Origin of the sequence: Hamadaea tsunoensis DSM 44101 (assembly GCF_000428945.1) — a bacterium.
Classification (GTDB): domain Bacteria; phylum Actinomycetota; class Actinomycetes; order Mycobacteriales; family Micromonosporaceae; genus Hamadaea; species Hamadaea tsunoensis.
In genome coordinates this window covers 39,725-56,510 of the sequence record NZ_AUAX01000022.1, presented here as the reverse complement: position 1 = coordinate 56,510, position 16,786 = coordinate 39,725, and the positions used below count along the sequence as shown (strand labels likewise).

Here is a 16,786-nt window from a genome sequence, read left to right as displayed (position 1 = left end):
GCGCGTCGAGTCACGCGACCGCCGGATCCCCGGTGGCGAGGTCGGCGCCGCCCACGTCCGCCACCCCGACAGGGCTGCGGCCGGCCGGCGGGCTAGGGCGTGACGACGGTGGGCATCGCGACGGTGACCCGGGTGCCCCGGCCGCCCGTCTCGATCTTCACCCGCGGGACGAACTGGCGGATCAACCAGAGCCCGCGGCCGGTGGCGGCCGACGGCGCCGGCCGCTCCGCACCGACGTCGCCGGGCGGCTGCGCCAGCCCCGGACCGTGGTCCTCGACCCGGCAGTAGAGCCAGCCGCCGTCCGGCCACAGCCACATCCGCCCGGTCCCGCCGCCGTGCCGCATGACGTTCGTCAGCAGTTCGTTCACGGCGAGCACGAGATTGTCGCGGTGCTCGGGCGTCAGTCCGCACCCCTCCGCCGTACGCAGGATCACGGTACGCAGCGCGGCCAGCGAGTCGATGTCGACCGCGTACCCGGGCGTGCCCGATGGCGGGGCTTCGCCGTCGATCCGGGGCTGCCCGTGATCGAACACCCAGTCCGGGGAGGTGTCGGTCGCCCTCATGCCGCCCCCTCTCCCGCGTATCCAGTGGCCCTCGCGTCCGTCATACCCACATTCGCGCCGTTCAGACGCCGTTCAGCCGGCGGGTTGCCGGCGCAGGACGACAAGCGCGATGTCGTCGCTCGGCACCGGCGGGCCCACGTCGGCGAGCAGCCGGCTGGCGTACTCCTCCAGGTCGCGTTCGATCCGGACGGAGGCCGCGGCCAGCCGCTCGAAGCTCTCGTCGAACGTCTCGGTACGCAGTTCGACGAGCCCGTCGGTGTACAGCACGAGGGTCGCACCGGGATCGAGGGTCACCTTGGTCTCGGTGGCCGCCCGAACGTGAATGCCGAGCAACGGACCGTGCTCGCTGATCATGCTGACACTTCCGGGCGCGCACGGCAACGCGGGAGAGGCTTCGGGGTCCGGCCGGTGCAGCAGCGGCGGCGGGTGGCCGGCGTTCGCCATCAGCATCTCCCCGGTGGCCGTGTCCAGGCTGAACAGGCACAGTGTCGCGATCTCGCCGGGCAGCAGCCGCCGGACGAGGGTGTTGAGGCGGTCCAGGACGGCCGCCGGACCGTGCCCCTCGACCAGGTACGCCCGGGTCGCGTGGCGCAGTTCGGCCATGACCGTCGCGGCGTGCAGGGAGTGCCCGCCGACGTCCCCGACCGCGATGAAGAGCCGGTCGCCGATGCGTACCACCTCGTAGAAGTCGCCGCCGATCTCCGCGGTGTCGCTGGCCGGGACGTACCGGATGGCCAGGTCGTAACCGGCCACGGCCGGCGGGCGCGCGGGCAGCAGGCTGCGTTGCAGGGTCAGGGCGAGATTGTGCTCCTCGTCGAACAGGCGCACCGCCTCGGTCGCCGCCATCACCGCCTGGCCGAACAGGGTCAGCACCGGCGCGCCCTCCAGGGTGGCCGCCGTCGGCACGATGACGTACAGGGCCGGGCGGTCGGCGCGCGTACGCACGGTCAGCACGCGTACGGTGCCGTCGGGCGGGAAGGCGATCTGCGGCCAGCGCCCGGCCGACTCGTCGGCGAAGCGTACGCCGACCGGCTCGTCGCCGACGTCCACCATGGACGGTCGCACGTCGACGGCGGCGCCGGGACCGGTGCACGCCGCGACCACCCGGGCGCCGTCCGCGTCATTGGCGATGACGAGGATCGGTGCCTGGAAGATCTCGGCACCGCCGGCGGCCGCGGCTTCGAGCAGGGCCCGCTGCGCGGTCACGCCGTTCATCGCGGCGGTCACCCGGACCAGGTTCGCCAGCCGGGACGCCAGCCGCTCGGCCTGGATGCGGGCCTGGTAGTAGCGCAGGATCGCCGACACCGTGGCCAGCAGTTCGTCCGGGTCGATCGGCTCCACCAGGTACGCGTCCGCGCCCCGCTCCAGCCCGTGCGTGCGGTCCACGGCGTGGATCGCCGCCGCCGACACGTGGATCACCGGCGTCGCCCCGTGCACGGGGTGCGCCTTCATCTGCTCGCAGACCTCGAAGCCGCTCGCGTCGGGCAGGCGTACGTCGAGGACGACGAGGTCCACGCCGCCGCGTTCGAAGCGTTCGAGCGCCTGCGCGCCGGTGGCCGCCTCGTCGACCGCGTACCCGCCGCGGCGCAGCCAGCTGGCCAGGATGTAGCGCTTGGACGGGGTGTCGTCGACGACGAGGACGGTGTTCATCGTCAGCCCCGCCGCCGGGCGGTCAGCACCACGACGCCGCACAGATCGTCCAATGTGGTCGACGTCTTGTCGAGCACCGCCACCGCGTGCCGCAGCTCGGCCGTGTCCACCACGTCGGCCCGGTACGCCGTCACGACCACCACCGGGATCGAGCGCAGCCGCTCGTCGGCCTCCAGGGCCTCGATCACGGCGAACCCGTCGAGCTCGGCCAGCCGCAGGTCGAGCAGGACCACATCGGGCGGCCGGGCGGCGATCGCGGCCAGCGCGGTACGCCCGTCGGCTGCCTCGCGTACGCCGAACCCACAACCGCGCAGCACCTGGGCGGCGGCCCCGCGGAACGTGTCGTCGTCGTCCACGAGCAGCACGCTGATCGGCTGGTCGGGCCGGGCGTCGGCCGGCCCGCCGACGGGCAGCCGGAGCGTGAAGGTGCTCCCCCGGCCGACCTCGCTCGCCAGTTCCAGGGTGCCGCCGAGCGCCTCGGCCAGCCGGCGCGCGTACGCGAGCCCGAGGCCGGTCCCCTGCGCCGACGCCTGCAGGTGATTGCGGACCTGGTGGAACTCCTCGAAGACCCGGTCCTGTTCGGCCTCGGGAATGCCGATGCCGGTGTCGCTCACCGCCAGCGCGACCCATGCACCGTCCACGGTGGCCGTCAGGCGTACCTCGCCGTCGGGCGTGAACTTGAGCGCGTTGGTGAGCAGGTTGCGCAGCACCTGGGCCAGCATGATCGGATCAGTGTGGATCACCGGTACGCCGACCGGATCGTCCACCACCAGCGAGGTGTCCGCCGACCGCGGAGCGGCGCGCAGCGTACCCCGCAGGGTCGTGAAGATGGGCCGCAGGTCGGTGTCCTCGATCGCAGGCTCGACCCGGCCGGACTCGGCCTTGGCCAGGTCGAGCAGGTCGTTGACGAGCGTCAGCAGGCTGCGCGACGAGGCGTCGATGAGGTCGAGCTGCTGGGACTGCTCCGCGGAGAGCGGGTCGGACAGGGGATCGCGCAGCAGCCGGGTCAGGCCGGTGATCGAGCTGACCGGCGAGCGCAGTTCGTGCGTGACGTTGGCCAGGAACCGCGTCTTGGCCTCGCTCGCGGCGCGCAGCTGCGCCGAGCGCTCCTCCAACTCGGCGTAGAGCGCGACCACGCCCCGGTTGGTGGCCTCCAGCTCCTCGGACAGCTCGGTGTAGAGGGCGAGCACGCCGCGGTTGGTCTCCTCCAGCTCGGCGTTGAGCCGCAGCAGTTCGTCGCGCTGCGTCTGGACCTCGCCCAGGGTCGCCAGCAGCTGCCGGTTGTGCTCGGCCAGCTCCTCCAGCGGCGTACCGGTCTGGGCCGAGACGACCTCCGTACGCAGCGCGCCGAGCTGGTCGTCGGTCAGGGTCGCGGCCTTGTCCGGCACCCGGCGCGCCATCATCACCGTCGTCCTCCCCGGCTCCCGCTCGACCGACCAGCGGTCCATCAGTCCTCTTGTCACCGCCAGCGCGGCGACGAACTCCTCGTCCACGTCCGCCGCGACCGTCGCGGCGAACAACAGCGCGGGCTGCGGGGCCTCCAGCGCGAAGATCACCGTCACCCGGCCCAGCGGCAGCAGCCGCCGCCCGGTCTCCGACAGCGCCGCGGCCACCCGGATCTGGTCCTGGTTCTCCAGTCCCAGCCCCGCCGCCAGTTGTCTTCCCTGACGGCGTACGCCGAAAACATCGGCCTCCGTCGCGACCACCGCACGCAGCAGCTCCCGGGCGCTCATGTGGCCGTCGCCACCAGGACCGCCGCGTCGTCGCGCCGCTTGCCGGCGTCCCGCAGCAGGGTCGCGGCCACCACGACCGGCGCCTGCCGGGACAGGCCCGGGTAGTCGGCGAGGTCCCAGCGGTCGGTCAGGCCGTCGGTGTGCAGGACGACCAGGGCGCCGGGTGTCAGCGGGTACTCGAATTCGCGGATCGTGCGCGCCTGGTGGCCCACGATTCCCGGCAGCGACACCATCGCGCGGCGGCTGTCGGCGCAGACCACCGCCCCGATGTTGCCGATGCCGGCGAAGCGGGCGGCACCGCGTACGGGATCGAGATCGGCGATGCCCACGACGGCGCCGCGGGTGTGCGTGACCTTGCGGTGCAGGAAGTTGAGTGTCTCTTGTGGACCCGCGGCCGGGGCCGCGTGGAAGGCGGTGACCAGCGCGTCGGCGGCGATCGCGGCGAGCGCGCCGTGCCCGAGCCCGTCGCAGAGCATGATCTGCCGCCGCTCGCCCACCAGCCGCGCCGCGTAGCCGTCGCCGCAGACCGTCTCGCCGTCCATCGGCCGGCGCAGGCCCGCGTACCAGGCCGCCGCGGGGGTCGCGCTCCAGACCGTGGCCGCCAGCACCGTCCCTTTGCCCACACGGGAGTACGCGTGCAGCTCCGAGGCCTGCCGCTGGATGGCACCGAGACCGATGCCGAGCGTGCCGGCCGTGGAGTGTCCGTCCACTGTCGACGCCGCCAGGTCGGCCATGCCGGGGCCGCGGTCGATCCCGATCATCTCCACCCCGTACGCCTCGTCGCTGCGGACCAGCCGGAGGAGGACCACGCCGCCCTCGGCGTGCCGGGCGAGATTGGTCGCCAGCTCGGTCGCGACGATCGCCAGGCCGGCCTGCGCCTGCTCGGACAGCCCTGCCTCGGCACCGAGCGCGACCGCCGCCCGGCGTACGCCGCCCGCTCCCGTCACCTCGGTCGCGGGCAGCCAGGCCCGGTCCTCGGTGGTGCGGACGGTGGCGGTCATCGTTCCCACTTGACGGCGGAGACGGTGGTCCCCTCGCCGGGCGTCGTCTCCACCCGGAACTCGTCCATCAACCGCCGGGCCCCGGACAGCCCGAGCCCCAGCCCGCCCGCGGTGGTGTAGCCGTCGGTGAACGCGAGATCCAGGTCGACGATGCCGGGGCCGTCGTCGACGAAGACGATGAGGATGCCGTTGCGCCGGCCGTTGGTGACCGGTATCACCTCCGCGTACCCGCCGCCGCCGTGGATCAGCGTGTTGCGGGCGAGCTCGCTGGCCGCGGTCACCAGCTTCGTCTGGTCGACGAGGCTGAGCTTGGTCGCCACGGCGGCCGCCCGCACGAGTTGGCGTACGCGTACGACGTCGTCGTCCCCGCCGATGCCCTGCCGGCGGGTCTCCCCGGTCGGTTCGGCGTTGATCATGTGGCGACCGACTCGTCGTCGTCGCTCTCCTCCGGCTCGGCGTACTCGGCGGCGCGGGCGGCCCGCAGCGCGGCCAGGCCCAGCTCGACGTTGAGCGCCGTGCGGATGCCGCGCAGCGGCAGGCCCAGCTCGACCAGCGTGATCGCGACCGCCGGGCGCATGCCGACGACGAAGGTCTCGGCGTCGAGCACCTTCGACACGGCTGCGATGGTGGCGAGCATCCGGCCCACGAACGAGTCGACGATGTCCAGCCCGGTGATGTCGATGATCACACCGTGCGCGCCGGTGGACACGATCCGGTCGGCGAGATCCTCCTGCAGGCGCAGCGCCAGCTGGTCCTCCAGGTCCACCTGGATCGAGACCAGCAGCACGTCGCCCAGGGTCAGGACGGGGATCCGGTCCATCAGATCACCGCGCCGCGGGGCGCCCGCTTGCCGATGTCCGTGCCGAGCGAGCGCAGGGCGTACTGGAGGGCGTCCGACAGGTTCGCCTTCGTGACGATCTCACCGAACTCGATGCCCAGCGACACGATCGTCTGGGCGATCTGCGGCCGGATGCCGGAGATGATGCACTGCGCGCCCATCAGCTGGGCGGCCACCACCGTCTTCAGGATGTGCTGGGCGACCTGGGTGTCCACCGCTGGTACGCCGGTGATGTCGAGGATCGCGTACGGGGAGCCGGTGTCGACCAGCGCCTGCAGCAGCCGCTCCATGACGATCTGGGACCGGGCCGAGTCGAGCGTGCCGATCAGCGGTACGGCGACCACCCCGTCCCACAGCTTCACCACCGGGGTCGACAGCTCCATCAGCTGCTGGGACTGCTCGGTGATGATCGAATCACGGGCGGCCACGTAGGTCTCCACGGTGTGCAGCCCGAGGTCGTCGATGAACAGCGAGAACGCCGCGAAGTCGGCCTTCGACACGTGATCGTCGTCGCCGGCGGCCCGGTAGAACGCCGCTTTCAGCGCGAAAACGCTGATGGCGGTCTCCGAGACCGAGAAGCCCTGCCTGGCCCGCGCATGCGACAGATCGGACAGCATCGAGCGCAGATCCGCCGCATCGGGCCGGCCCAGCGACGAGCTGCCCGACTCGAGCAAGGTGCGCAGGAGCGTGTACAGATCGGCCAGCTGCCGGTCCAGCTCGGCCCGGGTCAGCCGGCCGCGCAGGGTCTCCCGGACCGCGTCGGACCAGGCCTCGACCACCGCGTCCTGCCGGTCGGCGAGCACCGCCGCGAGGCGTAGGGCCGTGTTCGTCTCCATGTGTCCTCCGTGTGGCTTTCAGCGACGTTCGGTAGCGGCCACGCTACCCGCCGGCCATGTCGGCCGACACGTCGCGTTGCAGGTCTCGCGAGTTGTGGCCACAATCGTGACCATGGCCGTCTCTCCCGTCCCGCTTGACTGCGGCGCCGTCTTACCCGGTGCGCGCACCGCCCAACCGTCCACGGGGGCGTCATGCCGCTGAGCACCTCCGCCACGGAGGCCGGCGCGTACGGCGTCCTGGCCGTCACCGGCGACCTCGACCTCGTGACCGCGCCGCAGCTGACCCGGGCGGCCGGTGAGCTGATCGCGGCCGGCCGGCGCGACGTGGTGATCGACGCGAGCGGGTTGAGCTTCTGCGACTCGTCCGGCATCACGGCGTTCGTCGCGATCGCCACCCGGCTCGAGGATTCCGGCGGCCGGCTGGCCATCGCCGGCGCGACCGCCATCGTCCGGCGCATCCTGGAGATCAGCGGGCTGATCGAGGCCCTGGTCGTGACCGCGACGGTCGAGGAGGCGGCGGCCGAGCTGGCCGGCACCTGAGACCGGCGCTAGGCCGGCACCTGCTGGTAGACGCGCAGGTAGTCGACCTCGAGCTGGCGCGTCAGCGACGGGTCGGCCAGGCCCACGCCCCACCGGCGCTGCCAGTCCACGTCGACCATCAGGTTGAGGATGATCTGCATGGGCCCGTTCTCGATCTGACTCGCGTCGGTGTACTGCGCGCACATCTTGCCGTCGATGTACCAGGCGATCCGGTGGGGCTCCCAGTCCACGCCCATGCGGACGAAGTCCTTGGAGTAGTCCTTCACCGCGCACGCGCCGTTGTTGCCCTTGCCCTTGTTCACGGCGTACGACTGGGTGCGGTCGTCGTAGTTGTAGGTCATGAACATGGTGCTCGGGTCGTCGCCGAGCATCTCCAGGATGTCTATCTCGCTCCGGTAGTGGAAGCTCGTGTCGGTGGGCAGCATCCAGAACGCGGTGAAGAAGCCGCGGCCGGCCGGCACCTTGAAGCGCGATTCGACGTAGCCGTAGGTGAACTTGTAGAGGTAGCCGGAGCCGTTGTTCGCGTTGGGCCGCGCGGTCGACAGCAGCCCGGACTTGTAGGTGCAGGTGCCGTTCTGGCAGCCGTCGGCCTTCAGCGCCGGTGAGAGCGGGGCCGCGACCAGCTTGGCCGTGCCGCCGGAGACCCGCACCTGCGACGACTGGTAGTGCTCGCGGCCGTTGTTGAACGAGTTGGTGCAGCCGCCGGTGTTCCAGTCGAAGCACGGCGTCAGGTGGTCGTGGTCGTAGTCCGAGCCGTCGAACTCCTCGTTGAAGGTGACCTTCCACGCCTTGCCGCCGGCCGCCGCGAAGGGCGGCTGACCGCAGTCGGCGCACGGGGGAACCGGCTTGCGCGGCGACGGCTTCGCCGTGGTCGAAGCCTGGCCCGAGGCCGACGGGCTCGGCGTGGCCGAGAGGCTGGGCCCCATGGCCGACGGCGAACCGTCCACGATGGACTCACTCGGCTGCGGGCCGGCGAGCGGACCGCCCTGCGCCCGGGGACTCACCTGCGTCGGCGGCAACGCGAGCATCGCCAGCACCACCCCGATCACCACGGCCAGGGCCGCGACCGGCAGGCCGATGGCGAGCCACAGCCGGCCGCCGCGGCGGCGGTGGGCGGGAGCGTACGGGTCCGCGGACAGCACCCGGCGACCTTAACAGCGGCGGCTGTCCGGCAAGCGCCCGTCCGCATAGATCTACACGAACGGGTCGGGCATGCTGACCTGCCGATCTTCGTTGTACGCCGATCCCGCCCGGCAAGTGTCGGATGGCTTACCGAAGCGGCCGATCCGGCATCGATATTTGAGCATCGACATTTCTCGTTGACCGGTGCCACGATGTGCCATGCGTACACCTCGCCTGATCATCCCCCTCGTGCTGGCCGTCGTGCTCGTCGGCGGCGGCGCGTACGCCCGACCGGCGCACGCGGCCGCGCTCACCCAGACCGACCCCGTCTACTCCTACACCGACGCGATCCGGGAGACCGTCTACGTCGACACCGCCCTCGACAACGACGGCGACCACGTGCCGGACAAGGTCGTGGCGGACATCATCCGCCCCCGCGAGCTGAGCGGGGTGGCGACCGTCCCGGTCATCATGGACGCGTCGCCCTACTACGACTGCTGCGGACGTGGCAACGAGAGCGAGACCAAGGTCTACGCGGCCGACGGCACGGTGACGAAGTTCCCGCTGTACTACGACAACTACTTCGTCCCCCGCGGGTACGCGTTCATCGCCGCCGACCTGCCCGGCACGTCCAAGTCGACCGGCTGCGAGGACGTCGGCGGCCCCGAGGAGGTGGCCGGGGCGAAGGCGGTGATCGACTGGCTGAACGGGCGTACGACGGCGCACACCGCGAGCGGGACGGCCGTCGTGGCGAGCTGGTCCAACGGCAAGGTCGGCATGATCGGCAAGTCGTGGGACGGCAGCATCGCCAACGGTGTCGCCGCGACGGGTGTCGCCGGGCTGGTCACGATCGTCCCGATCTCGGCCATCTCCAGCTGGTACGACTACGAGCGGGTCAACGGCTCGGTCAACCCGAAGGTGAGCTCGGTGACCAGCCTGCAGTCGCTGGTGACCGGGCGGACGTCGAGCGCCTGTTCCGCCGTGGCGAGCGCGCTGTCCAGCGGCTCGGACGCGAGTACCGGCAACTACAACGCGTTCTGGGCGGCCCGCGACTACGTCCCCGCCGCGGCCGCCGGCCAGGTGCACGCCAGCGTCTTCGTCGTGCACGGCATGAACGACCTCAACGTGCAGGGCGTCAACTTCGGCAAGTGGTGGAACGCGCTGTCGGCGGCGGGCGTACCGCGCAAGATCTGGCTGTCCCAGGAGGGGCACGTCGACCCGTTCGACTTCCGCCGCGCGGCCTGGGTCGACACCCTGCACCAGTGGTTCGACTACTGGCTGATGGGCATCGCCAACGGCATCATGAGCACGCCGACGGCCGACGTCGAACGCGCCGCGGACACCTGGTCCACCAGCTCGGTCTGGCCGCCGGCCGGCACCGCCACGGTCAACTACTCCCTCGCCGGCACCGCCAACCCCGGTACGCTCAGCACCGCCGCCCCGGCCGCGGGCACACTGTCCATCACGGACTCCCCGTCGCTGACCGAGACGAACGCGGTCTCCTCCCCGGCGACCAGCCGGACCGGCCGGAAGGTCTACGAGACCGCGGCCCTCGCCACCGCCCTGCACATCGCCGGTACGCCGACCGTCACGCTCAAGGTGAAGTCGAGCAAGTCGACGACGACGCTGTCGGCCCGGCTGGTCGACTACGGCACGGCGACCCGTGTCAACTACCGCAGTTCCGGTGAGGGGATCACGACCCTGACCACGCAGACCTGCTGGGGTTCGGCCACGACCGCCGACGACGCCTGCTACAAGGACACCGCGAAGACGGTCTCCTCGTCGGCGCAGCAGGTCCTCGCCCGCGGCTGGATCGACGGCGCCCACCGGGATTCGCTGTCGGCCACGACCGCGATGTCGACGTCCACGTACTACACGATCACCATCCAGCTGCGGCCGATCGACCAGGTGATCCCGGCCGGCCACCAGCTCGGGCTGGTGCTCACGCTGAGCGACGCGGAGTTCGTCTCGTCGCACTCGACCGGCGCGACGGTCAGCTACGACCTCAGCGGCTGCGCGCTCGCGCTGCCGGTGGCCCCGGCGTCGTTCGCGGCCTCGGCCCTGTCCGCGCCCGCCACCGTCATCGACCCCGCGCAGACCACGACCCGCCTCACCCTTCGGTAACAGCCCTCGCACCCACCGAAGATCCCGTTTGGATCAGGGATTCGCACCTCATCATGGCCCATGATTCGGGTGATTTCCCTGATCCAAACGGGATCAAGCGGGGCGGGGCAGGGCGGGTGCGGTCAGAAGGAGAGGGCGAGGGCCGGGCTCGCGGGGGTAGTGGTGGCTGAGGCCAGGGCGGCGATCTCCGTGTCGGTCAGGGCGCGCTTGTAGAGGGAGATCTCGTCGAGCATCCCGCTGAACGGGTACGGGGCGTCGCCGGGGAGCACGCGGTCCGGCCGGTGTCCGAGGTGGATGGTGAACTGGTCCTCGGCGTCCAGGCCGGCGATCTCGCCGCTGGCGCTGACGTTCCCGGTCAGCCCCGTCTTCGCACCGGCGAACACCCCGTCCAGGTAGAGCGACAGGGTCGTGCCGGAGCGTACGAGGGCGAAATGGTGCCAGGAATTGACGGCGAGGACCGGCGCCGGGAAGATGTCCGCCGTCGTGGTCGTCCACGCGCTCGTGCCCGCGGTGACCGCCTCGGCGTGGCCGCGTACGCGTACCCCCGTCCCTGAGGCTTCGAGCCGCAGCCAGACCTGGGGCTTGCCGGCGCCCTGGTCGTAGGCCCACAGGACGGCCTGGGTACCGGTGGCCGACGACGTGTCGAACCAGCCGCTCCAGGTGAAGTCGCCGGCGCCGGTCGCGTCCGCGGCCGCGTACGGGATCTTCACGTAACTGCCGCCGCCGAGCTTGACGGCGGTTCCCACGCGGCCGGCCACGGTCGCCGGGGCGCCGGTCGTTCCCCAGGACAGGCACGAGTCCAGGCCGTTGCCCGAACTGTCCGGGGTGTCGACGAGGGTGTGCGGCGTACCGAGGGTGGTGGGATTGAAAGTCAGCCAGCTCAGGGTCGCGGCGGCGTTGCCGTCCGGGCCGAGTTCGCCGATGAGGCCGACGGAGGTCGAGCTGATCTGGACCATGTCCGTGTACGACGCGTCGTTCGCCCAGACCTGCTTGCCCTGGTCGGAGATGGTCTGCCAGCTGCACCCGTTGTCGAAGGACGTCCGGATGCGCAGGTCGTGGCGGCGGTCGCAGATCGACGGGTTGGCGAACAGCAGCCGGTTGCCGACCGCCAGCAGCGAGCCGTACGCCGTCGGCGTCACCAGGTCGGACTCGAAGCCGAACTTCTTGGACAGGGTGGCGCCGTCGGGGCTGACCGCGTACGTGCGGTTGTCGCGGCCGTCGTTCTCGCACAGGTCACCGGTCGGGTTGGCCTGGTTGCGGGCGTTGACGTACACCTTGCCGTCGGCGGTCTGCGCGACCGCCAGCTCGCCCGGGTCGACCGTCGCGGTGGAGTTCTGCGATTCGCCCCGGTGCCAGGTCACGCCCTGGTCGTCGCTGTAGATGAGGGCCGCGCTGCGTACGCCGCCGTTGATGTAGTTCATGCCGCCGACGAACCGGCCGGAGGGGCTGAGAACGATTCCATGTCCGGGCCCGATGGCGAGCCAGGCGGGCGGGAAGGTCCACCCCAGCTGGCCGGTGATGTCCTTGGGGGCCGTCCAGGTCCTGCCCCGGTCGCTGCTGTACGAGACGCGGGGTTGCCGCCCGCACACCGGATCGGTGCCGGTGGTCCCCGACAGGCGGCACGGATACGAGCCGCACGACGGGTGCTCGATGCAGCCCACCGCGGTGAGCAGGACGATCTTGTCGGTCCCCGGCACGATGAACGGAGCGGGGCTGTCCTTGACGTCCTTGTTGCCCTTGACCGCGATCCCGAAGTCGGTCCAGGTCGCGCCGTTGTCGTAGGAGTGCTTGGTGACGACGTCGATGTTGCCGTTGTCCTCGCAGACCCGGCCCGGGGTGACCGAGGTGATCCGGCCCTCGGCGAAGGCGACGAGCTCGCCGTCCGGGAAGCGGACGATCGACGGGATGCGGAAGCATTCGTAGGTGACGCCGTTGTAGGTCTGTCCCTCGGCGAAGATCGTGGTGGCCGCGAGGGCGGCGGGCGGCAGGGCGGTGACGGCCGGGACGGTGAGGACCGCCACGGCCAGCACCGCCCGCAGCAGGGTACGCATGCGCATACGACCACTGTAGGCATCCACAGTAGACGCACAGAATGGCCTACTTCACACCACCGGCCGTGAGGCCGCTCACCAGGTAGCGCTGGAACACCAGGTAGAGCGCCACCACCGGCACCGCGCACACCAGCGCCGCCGCCATCAGCTGGCCGTAGGGCGGGATCGCGCCGCCCTCCTGCGTCGCCCCGAACACCTGCAGGGCCACCGCGGCCGTACGCGTGTCCGGCGCGGTCAGCACGGACGCGTACAGGACGTCGTTCCAGCCGAGGAGGAAGGCGAAGATGCCCGAGACGACCATGCCCGGCCAGCTGAGCGGCAGGACGATCCGCAGCAGGATCTGCCGGGGCGTCGCTCCGTCGATCACGGCGGCCTCGTCCAGCTCGGCGGGCAGCCCCCGCAGGTAGGTCACCATGACCCAGGTGGAGAACGGCAGCGCGAAGGTGAGGTACGTGACGATCAGCGCCCACCGCGTACCGATGATCTGTACGCCGACCGCGTTCGCCGTGCTCGCGAACAGCACGAACACCGGCAGCACCAGCAGCGTCCCCGGTACGCTCTGCAGCGCCAGCAGGCCGCGCAGGATCATCGCCTTGCCGCGGAAGGCGTACCGGACGAGGACGTAGGCGCTGCCCAGCGAGACGGCGACGCAGGTCAGCGCCACGGCACCGCAGACGATGAAGCTGTTGAGCAGGCCGCTGCCCAGATCCACGGTGGACCAGATCGACACGTAGTTGCCGAGCACGAGGTGCGACGGCCAGAACTCGCCGGCGACCACGTCGAGGTCGGAGTTGACCGACGCCAGCCCCACGTACGCCATCGGCGCGCCCACCAGGAGCAGCAGCACCGCGACGACGATCATCCGCAGCGGCCCCGGCAGGAGCTGCTGGACCTGGGCCTCGCGGACGCGTACTCGGGTCATGGTTTCTCCAGACGGACGGCCCGCAGGTAGCCGACGAGCGGGACCAGCACGAGGATGAGGGAGAAGATCGCCATCGCCGCGCTGACGCCGAACCGGAAGTTCTGGAAGCTCTCGACGTAGGTGAGCACGGGCAGCACCTCCACGTCGCGCGGGGCGGGTACGCCGAACAGCACGAACGGCAGCGTGAAGGCGTTGAGGTCGTGCAGGAACGCGATGACCGCGGCCAGCGCGACCGGGCCGCGCAGCAGGGGCAGCACGATCCGGCGCAGCTTGGCCCACCAGCCGGCGCCGTCGAGCGCGGCCGCCTCGTGCAGGAGCGGGTCGATGGACTGCAGGCCGGCGAGGGCGAGCAGGTAGATCAGCGGCCAGGAGCTCCAGGCCTGGACGAGGACGAGCGCCCAGAAGCTGCGCGGGCCGTTGAGCCACAGGCCGTCGCCGTGCAGCAGCTGGTTGGCGATGCCCTGCGGCTGCAGGATGATCCGCCAGATCGTGCCGACCACGAAGGCGGGCAGCACGTACGGGATGAGGAAGACCGATCGGACCAGGCCCCGGCCGCGGAAGGCGTTGTGCGTGGCGACCGCCGCCGCGACGCCGATCGGGACGGTCACCACGGTGACGATGACCGAGTAGCCGAGGCTGACCCACACCGCGTGCAGCAGGCTCGAATCCCGCAGCGCGCCGGTGTAGTTGGCGAGCCCGGCGAACGGCGCGGACAGCCACTCGCGGAACGTGTACTGGTCGAGGTCCAGCAGGGAGATCTGGACCGCCGCGAGCAGCGGTACCACGATCACCACGATCATGAGGAGGCCGCCGGGGACCAGCATCCACCACGGGATGCGGCCCCGGCGGCCGGTTGCCTGGGACACTACTTCTTCGCCTTGTCCAGGGCGGCCTGCGCGTCCGACTGGGCCTTGGCGAGCAGCGCCTGCAGCGCGGCGTCGTCGACCTTGCCCTTGGCGAGGTTCGGCACCGACTGCACCACCACGTTCACCAGGGCCAGCTGCACCTGGCTCCAGGCACCGGAGAACGGCGTACCGACGGCTTTCGAGGAGGAGTCGACGATCGCCGCGAGGGCCGCGTCACCCTGCAGGGTCTTCGCGTACTCGGCGTTGGTCGGCAGCTCACCGAACGTCTTGTAGTACGTCTCCTGCCACTCCGCGCTGGTCAGCATCTTGATCAGCGCGTACGCGAGATCCTTGTTCTTCGAGTACTTCGCCACGACCAGGTTGTCCCCGGACAGGATGCTGGTCGCCGCCTTGCCGTTGGCCGGCAGCGCGGACTGTCCCGGCGGGACGGTCGGCATGATCGCGTACGCGTACTTGCCGGCGACCGCGGACTTGTCCAGGGTCACCTTGGAGGTGGCCGAGACCATCGGCAGGAACGCCGCCTTGCCGGCCCCGAAGGCCGCGATGGCCTGGGCGTTCTTCCAGCCGACCGCGGCCGGGTCGACCACCTTGTCGTTGGCCAGCCAGCCCAGATAGGTCTGGTACGCCTTCAGCGTCACCGGGTCGGACAGGCTCGCCTTGCCGTCGGCCACGAGCGGGTTGCCGGCCTGGACGCTCATCGCCCAGATGAACTTCCAGGGATCGAACCCGTCCCCGTACGCGACCGCCAGCCCGAACTGGCCCGGCTTGGTGAGCTGCTTCGCCTGGGCGGCCAGGCCGTCCCAGGTGTCGGCGGGCTTGTCGATGCCGGCCGCGGCCAGCATGTCCTTGTTGTACGCCATCACGAACGGCCGGCTCGTGAACGGGATGCCGACCTCGTGCGTGGCGTCCGGCCCGGAGAGGGTCAGGGTGCTGGGCAGGAACCGGTCCCGGCCGCCGACCTTGCCCCAGTCGTCGGCGGACAGCTCGACGAACGCCCCCGTCGCGTACGCGGTGGGGGTGAAGGTGGTGCCCAGCGAGTAGACGTCCGGGCCCTGTCCGGCGAGGACGGCCGTCTGGATCTTCGTCAGTTCGTCGTTGGGCGAGGCGAACGTCTCGAAGGAGACCTTGGCCCCGCCGTTCTGCTCGGCGAACTTCGCCGACACCGAGGCGAACCAGTCCTTCTGCTGCTGCGGGTAGATCGAGTTGGCGGAGACGAGGACGTTGAGGGTCTTGCCGGCGCCGTCGCCGGACGACGAGTCCGACGAGCACGCCGTTATGGAGGTGAGCAACACGGCGCCGGCGAGCACCGCGATACCGCGTCTGGCAATCATCACTGACTCCTTGAGGGGAGCGGGCATCCCGGCCGGTGGGGCGACGGAGCGGAGGCCGAACGGGGGATGCGGGCCTGGGGAGCGGGTTGTCCGGCAACGTATCAACGGTGGCAACATGCGGCAACCGTTTGCCATTTCTTGCCACTCGTGGTCTCCTCTTCGCCATGGAGACCCCCGCTCCGCGCCCGCGCCGGGTGACGATCAACGACATCGCGGCGGCCACCGGGTACGCGGCGTCCACCGTGTCCCGCGCGCTCTCCCGGCCCGGCCGGGTCAACGCCGAGACGCGCGACCGCATCCAGGCCGCCGCCCGCGAGCTGGCCTACGTGCCGAACACGCAGGCCCGGGCGCTGACGTCGGGGCGGACGGAGACGATCTCGGTGCTCGTCTCGGACGTCACCAACCCGTTCTACTTCGGGCTGATCCGCGGCACGCAACAGCAGCTCAAGGCGGCCGGCTACGCCCACCTGCTCATCGACAGCGAGAACTCCGCCGAACTCGAATCGCACATGCTCACCAAGATGCGCCAGTCCATCGACGGCGCCATCCTCGCCGCGTCCCGCCTGTCCGACCGCGCGCTCGCCGCCCTCGCCGCCGACCTGCCGCTCGTCGCGATCAACCGGACGGTGCGCGGCGTACAGAGCGTCGTCATCGACTCGCCGTCGGGCATCGCGCAGGCCACCGAGCACCTCATCTCGCTCGGCCACCGCGAGATCGTCTACCTGTCCGGCCCCGAGAACTCCTGGGCCAACGAGGCCCGCTGGCGGGCGCTGTCCGCCGCGGGCGGCCGGCACGGCCTCGCCGTCCGCCGCCTCGGCCCCTTCCCCGCCGGCCGCAAGTCCGGTTCGGCCGCGGCCGACGCCCTGCTCAACACCGGCGCCACCGCCGGCATCGCCTTCAACGACCTGCTGGCCATCGGCATGCTCACCCGCCTGCGCGAGCGCGGCGTGAACGTCCCCGGCCAGATCAGCATCGTCGGCTGCGACGACATCTTCGGCGCCGACTTCTGCCACCCGACGCTCACGACCCTGACGGCACCCATCGAGCAGGCCGGCCGCATGGCCGTCTCCATGCTGCTGGCCCGCCTGGAGAACCCGGCCGGGCCCGCGCGGTCACTCGTCCTGCCCACGCACCTCACGGTCCGCGAGTCCACCGGTCCTCTCCCAACCACTCCCTAGTACGCGTACCGGGGCCGGGCCGATGCCGTCA

15 protein-coding genes are annotated in these 16,786 nt (G+C 71.1%); 3 read left to right on the top strand and 12 right to left on the bottom strand.

Annotation, left to right across the window (positions count from 1 at the left end):
- Positions 1-92: 92 nt before the first annotated feature.
- From G401_RS49010 to G401_RS0128115, 7 genes are all read right to left on the bottom strand, one after another.
- The gene (locus G401_RS49010) at positions 93-563 is read right to left on the bottom strand and encodes an ATP-binding protein (RefSeq protein WP_051367262.1); all 471 of its coding nucleotides are present in this window, start codon (positions 561-563) and stop codon (positions 93-95) included.
- A 72-nt stretch (positions 564-635) separates the two neighbouring features.
- Positions 636-2,213 carry a fused response regulator/phosphatase gene (locus G401_RS0128140; protein ID WP_027345096.1) on the bottom strand — a complete coding sequence of 526 codons (1,578 nt, stop codon included), beginning with the start codon at positions 2,211-2,213 and terminating at the stop codon, positions 636-638.
- A gap of 2 nt (positions 2,214-2,215) precedes the next feature.
- On the bottom strand, positions 2,216-3,946 hold the full coding sequence (locus G401_RS49005; protein ID WP_064741874.1) for an ATP-binding protein: 1,731 nt from the start codon (positions 3,944-3,946) through the stop codon (positions 2,216-2,218).
- Positions 3,943-4,947, bottom strand: coding sequence for a SpoIIE family protein phosphatase (locus G401_RS0128130; RefSeq protein WP_034593387.1), 1,005 nt, complete (start codon positions 4,945-4,947; stop codon positions 3,943-3,945). The genes G401_RS49005 and G401_RS0128130 overlap by 4 nt, the downstream gene beginning before the upstream one ends.
- Positions 4,944-5,363, bottom strand: coding sequence for an anti-sigma regulatory factor (locus tag G401_RS0128125; protein ID WP_034593385.1), 420 nt, complete (start codon positions 5,361-5,363; stop codon positions 4,944-4,946). The genes G401_RS0128130 and G401_RS0128125 overlap by 4 nt, the downstream gene beginning before the upstream one ends.
- Positions 5,360-5,767, bottom strand: a complete 408-nt coding sequence (locus G401_RS0128120; RefSeq protein ID WP_027345093.1) for an STAS domain-containing protein — start codon at positions 5,765-5,767, stop codon at positions 5,360-5,362. The genes G401_RS0128125 and G401_RS0128120 overlap by 4 nt, the downstream gene beginning before the upstream one ends.
- Positions 5,767-6,621, bottom strand: coding sequence for an STAS domain-containing protein (locus G401_RS0128115; RefSeq protein WP_027345092.1), 855 nt, complete (start codon positions 6,619-6,621; stop codon positions 5,767-5,769). Before G401_RS0128115 ends, G401_RS0128120 begins: the two co-directional genes overlap by 1 nt.
- Positions 6,622-6,813: 192 nt before the next feature.
- Here G401_RS0128115 and G401_RS0128110 point away from each other — a divergent pair, with 192 nt between their 5' ends.
- Positions 6,814-7,161, top strand: coding sequence for an STAS domain-containing protein (locus G401_RS0128110; protein ID WP_027345091.1), 348 nt, complete (start codon positions 6,814-6,816; stop codon positions 7,159-7,161).
- Positions 7,162-7,169: 8 nt separating this feature from the next.
- Here G401_RS0128110 and G401_RS0128105 read toward each other — a convergent pair whose 3' ends face one another.
- On the bottom strand, positions 7,170-8,303 hold the full coding sequence (locus tag G401_RS0128105) for a family 16 glycosylhydrolase (protein ID WP_027345090.1): 1,134 nt from the start codon (positions 8,301-8,303) through the stop codon (positions 7,170-7,172).
- A 199-nt stretch (positions 8,304-8,502) separates the two neighbouring features.
- Here G401_RS0128105 and G401_RS0128100 point away from each other — a divergent pair, with 199 nt between their 5' ends.
- Entirely contained in the window at positions 8,503-10,407 is a 1,905-nt protein-coding gene (locus G401_RS0128100) for a Xaa-Pro dipeptidyl-peptidase (protein WP_034593383.1), read from the top strand.
- A gap of 122 nt (positions 10,408-10,529) precedes the next feature.
- On the opposite strand, the gene G401_RS49000 is transcribed toward G401_RS0128100, so the two are convergent.
- Genes G401_RS49000 through G401_RS0128080 form a run of 4 tightly spaced genes read right to left on the bottom strand, consistent with a single transcriptional unit; the run spans position 10,530 to position 15,577 of the window.
- Positions 10,530-12,464, bottom strand: coding sequence for a sialidase family protein (locus G401_RS49000; RefSeq protein ID WP_051367261.1), 1,935 nt, complete (start codon positions 12,462-12,464; stop codon positions 10,530-10,532).
- Between the two features lie 40 nt (positions 12,465-12,504).
- Positions 12,505-13,380, bottom strand: a complete 876-nt coding sequence (locus G401_RS0128090) for a carbohydrate ABC transporter permease (protein ID WP_027345088.1) — start codon at positions 13,378-13,380, stop codon at positions 12,505-12,507.
- Positions 13,377-14,246, bottom strand: coding sequence for a carbohydrate ABC transporter permease (locus G401_RS48995; RefSeq protein WP_245601869.1), 870 nt, complete (start codon positions 14,244-14,246; stop codon positions 13,377-13,379). Before G401_RS48995 ends, G401_RS0128090 begins: the two co-directional genes overlap by 4 nt.
- Positions 14,246-15,577 carry an ABC transporter substrate-binding protein gene (locus G401_RS0128080; RefSeq protein ID WP_169734265.1) on the bottom strand — a complete coding sequence of 444 codons (1,332 nt, stop codon included), beginning with the start codon at positions 15,575-15,577 and terminating at the stop codon, positions 14,246-14,248. The genes G401_RS48995 and G401_RS0128080 overlap by 1 nt, the downstream gene beginning before the upstream one ends.
- 164 nt (positions 15,578-15,741) lie before the next feature.
- Here G401_RS0128080 and G401_RS0128075 point away from each other — a divergent pair, with 164 nt between their 5' ends.
- Positions 15,742-16,755 carry a LacI family DNA-binding transcriptional regulator gene (locus G401_RS0128075; RefSeq protein ID WP_027345086.1) on the top strand — a complete coding sequence of 338 codons (1,014 nt, stop codon included), beginning with the start codon at positions 15,742-15,744 and terminating at the stop codon, positions 16,753-16,755.
- The last annotated feature ends 31 nt before the right edge of the window (positions 16,756-16,786 follow it).

Bases quoted from the DNA above. Each gene is read 5' to 3' on its own strand.
- G401_RS0128115 (WP_027345092.1), bottom strand. From the start codon at position 6,621: ATGGAGACGAACACGGCCCTACGCCTCGCGGCGGTGCTCGCCGACCGG.
- G401_RS49010 (WP_051367262.1), bottom strand. From the start codon at position 563: ATGAGGGCGACCGACACCTCCCCGGACTGGGTGTTCGATCACGGGCAG.
- G401_RS0128130 (WP_034593387.1), bottom strand. From the start codon at position 4,947: ATGACCGCCACCGTCCGCACCACCGAGGACCGGGCCTGGCTGCCCGCG.
- G401_RS0128125 (WP_034593385.1), bottom strand. From the start codon at position 5,363: ATGATCAACGCCGAACCGACCGGGGAGACCCGCCGGCAGGGCATCGGC.
- G401_RS49005 (WP_064741874.1), bottom strand. From the start codon at position 3,946: ATGAGCGCCCGGGAGCTGCTGCGTGCGGTGGTCGCGACGGAGGCCGAT.
- G401_RS0128090 (WP_027345088.1), bottom strand. From the start codon at position 13,380: ATGACCCGAGTACGCGTCCGCGAGGCCCAGGTCCAGCAGCTCCTGCCG.
- G401_RS0128080 (WP_169734265.1), bottom strand. From the start codon at position 15,577: ATGATTGCCAGACGCGGTATCGCGGTGCTCGCCGGCGCCGTGTTGCTC.
- G401_RS0128140 (WP_027345096.1), bottom strand. From the start codon at position 2,213: ATGAACACCGTCCTCGTCGTCGACGACACCCCGTCCAAGCGCTACATC.
- G401_RS0128100 (WP_034593383.1), top strand. From the start codon at position 8,503: ATGCGTACACCTCGCCTGATCATCCCCCTCGTGCTGGCCGTCGTGCTC.
- G401_RS0128075 (WP_027345086.1), top strand. From the start codon at position 15,742: ATGGAGACCCCCGCTCCGCGCCCGCGCCGGGTGACGATCAACGACATC.
- G401_RS0128110 (WP_027345091.1), top strand. From the start codon at position 6,814: ATGCCGCTGAGCACCTCCGCCACGGAGGCCGGCGCGTACGGCGTCCTG.
- G401_RS49000 (WP_051367261.1), bottom strand. From the start codon at position 12,464: ATGCGCATGCGTACCCTGCTGCGGGCGGTGCTGGCCGTGGCGGTCCTC.
- G401_RS0128120 (WP_027345093.1), bottom strand. From the start codon at position 5,767: ATGGACCGGATCCCCGTCCTGACCCTGGGCGACGTGCTGCTGGTCTCG.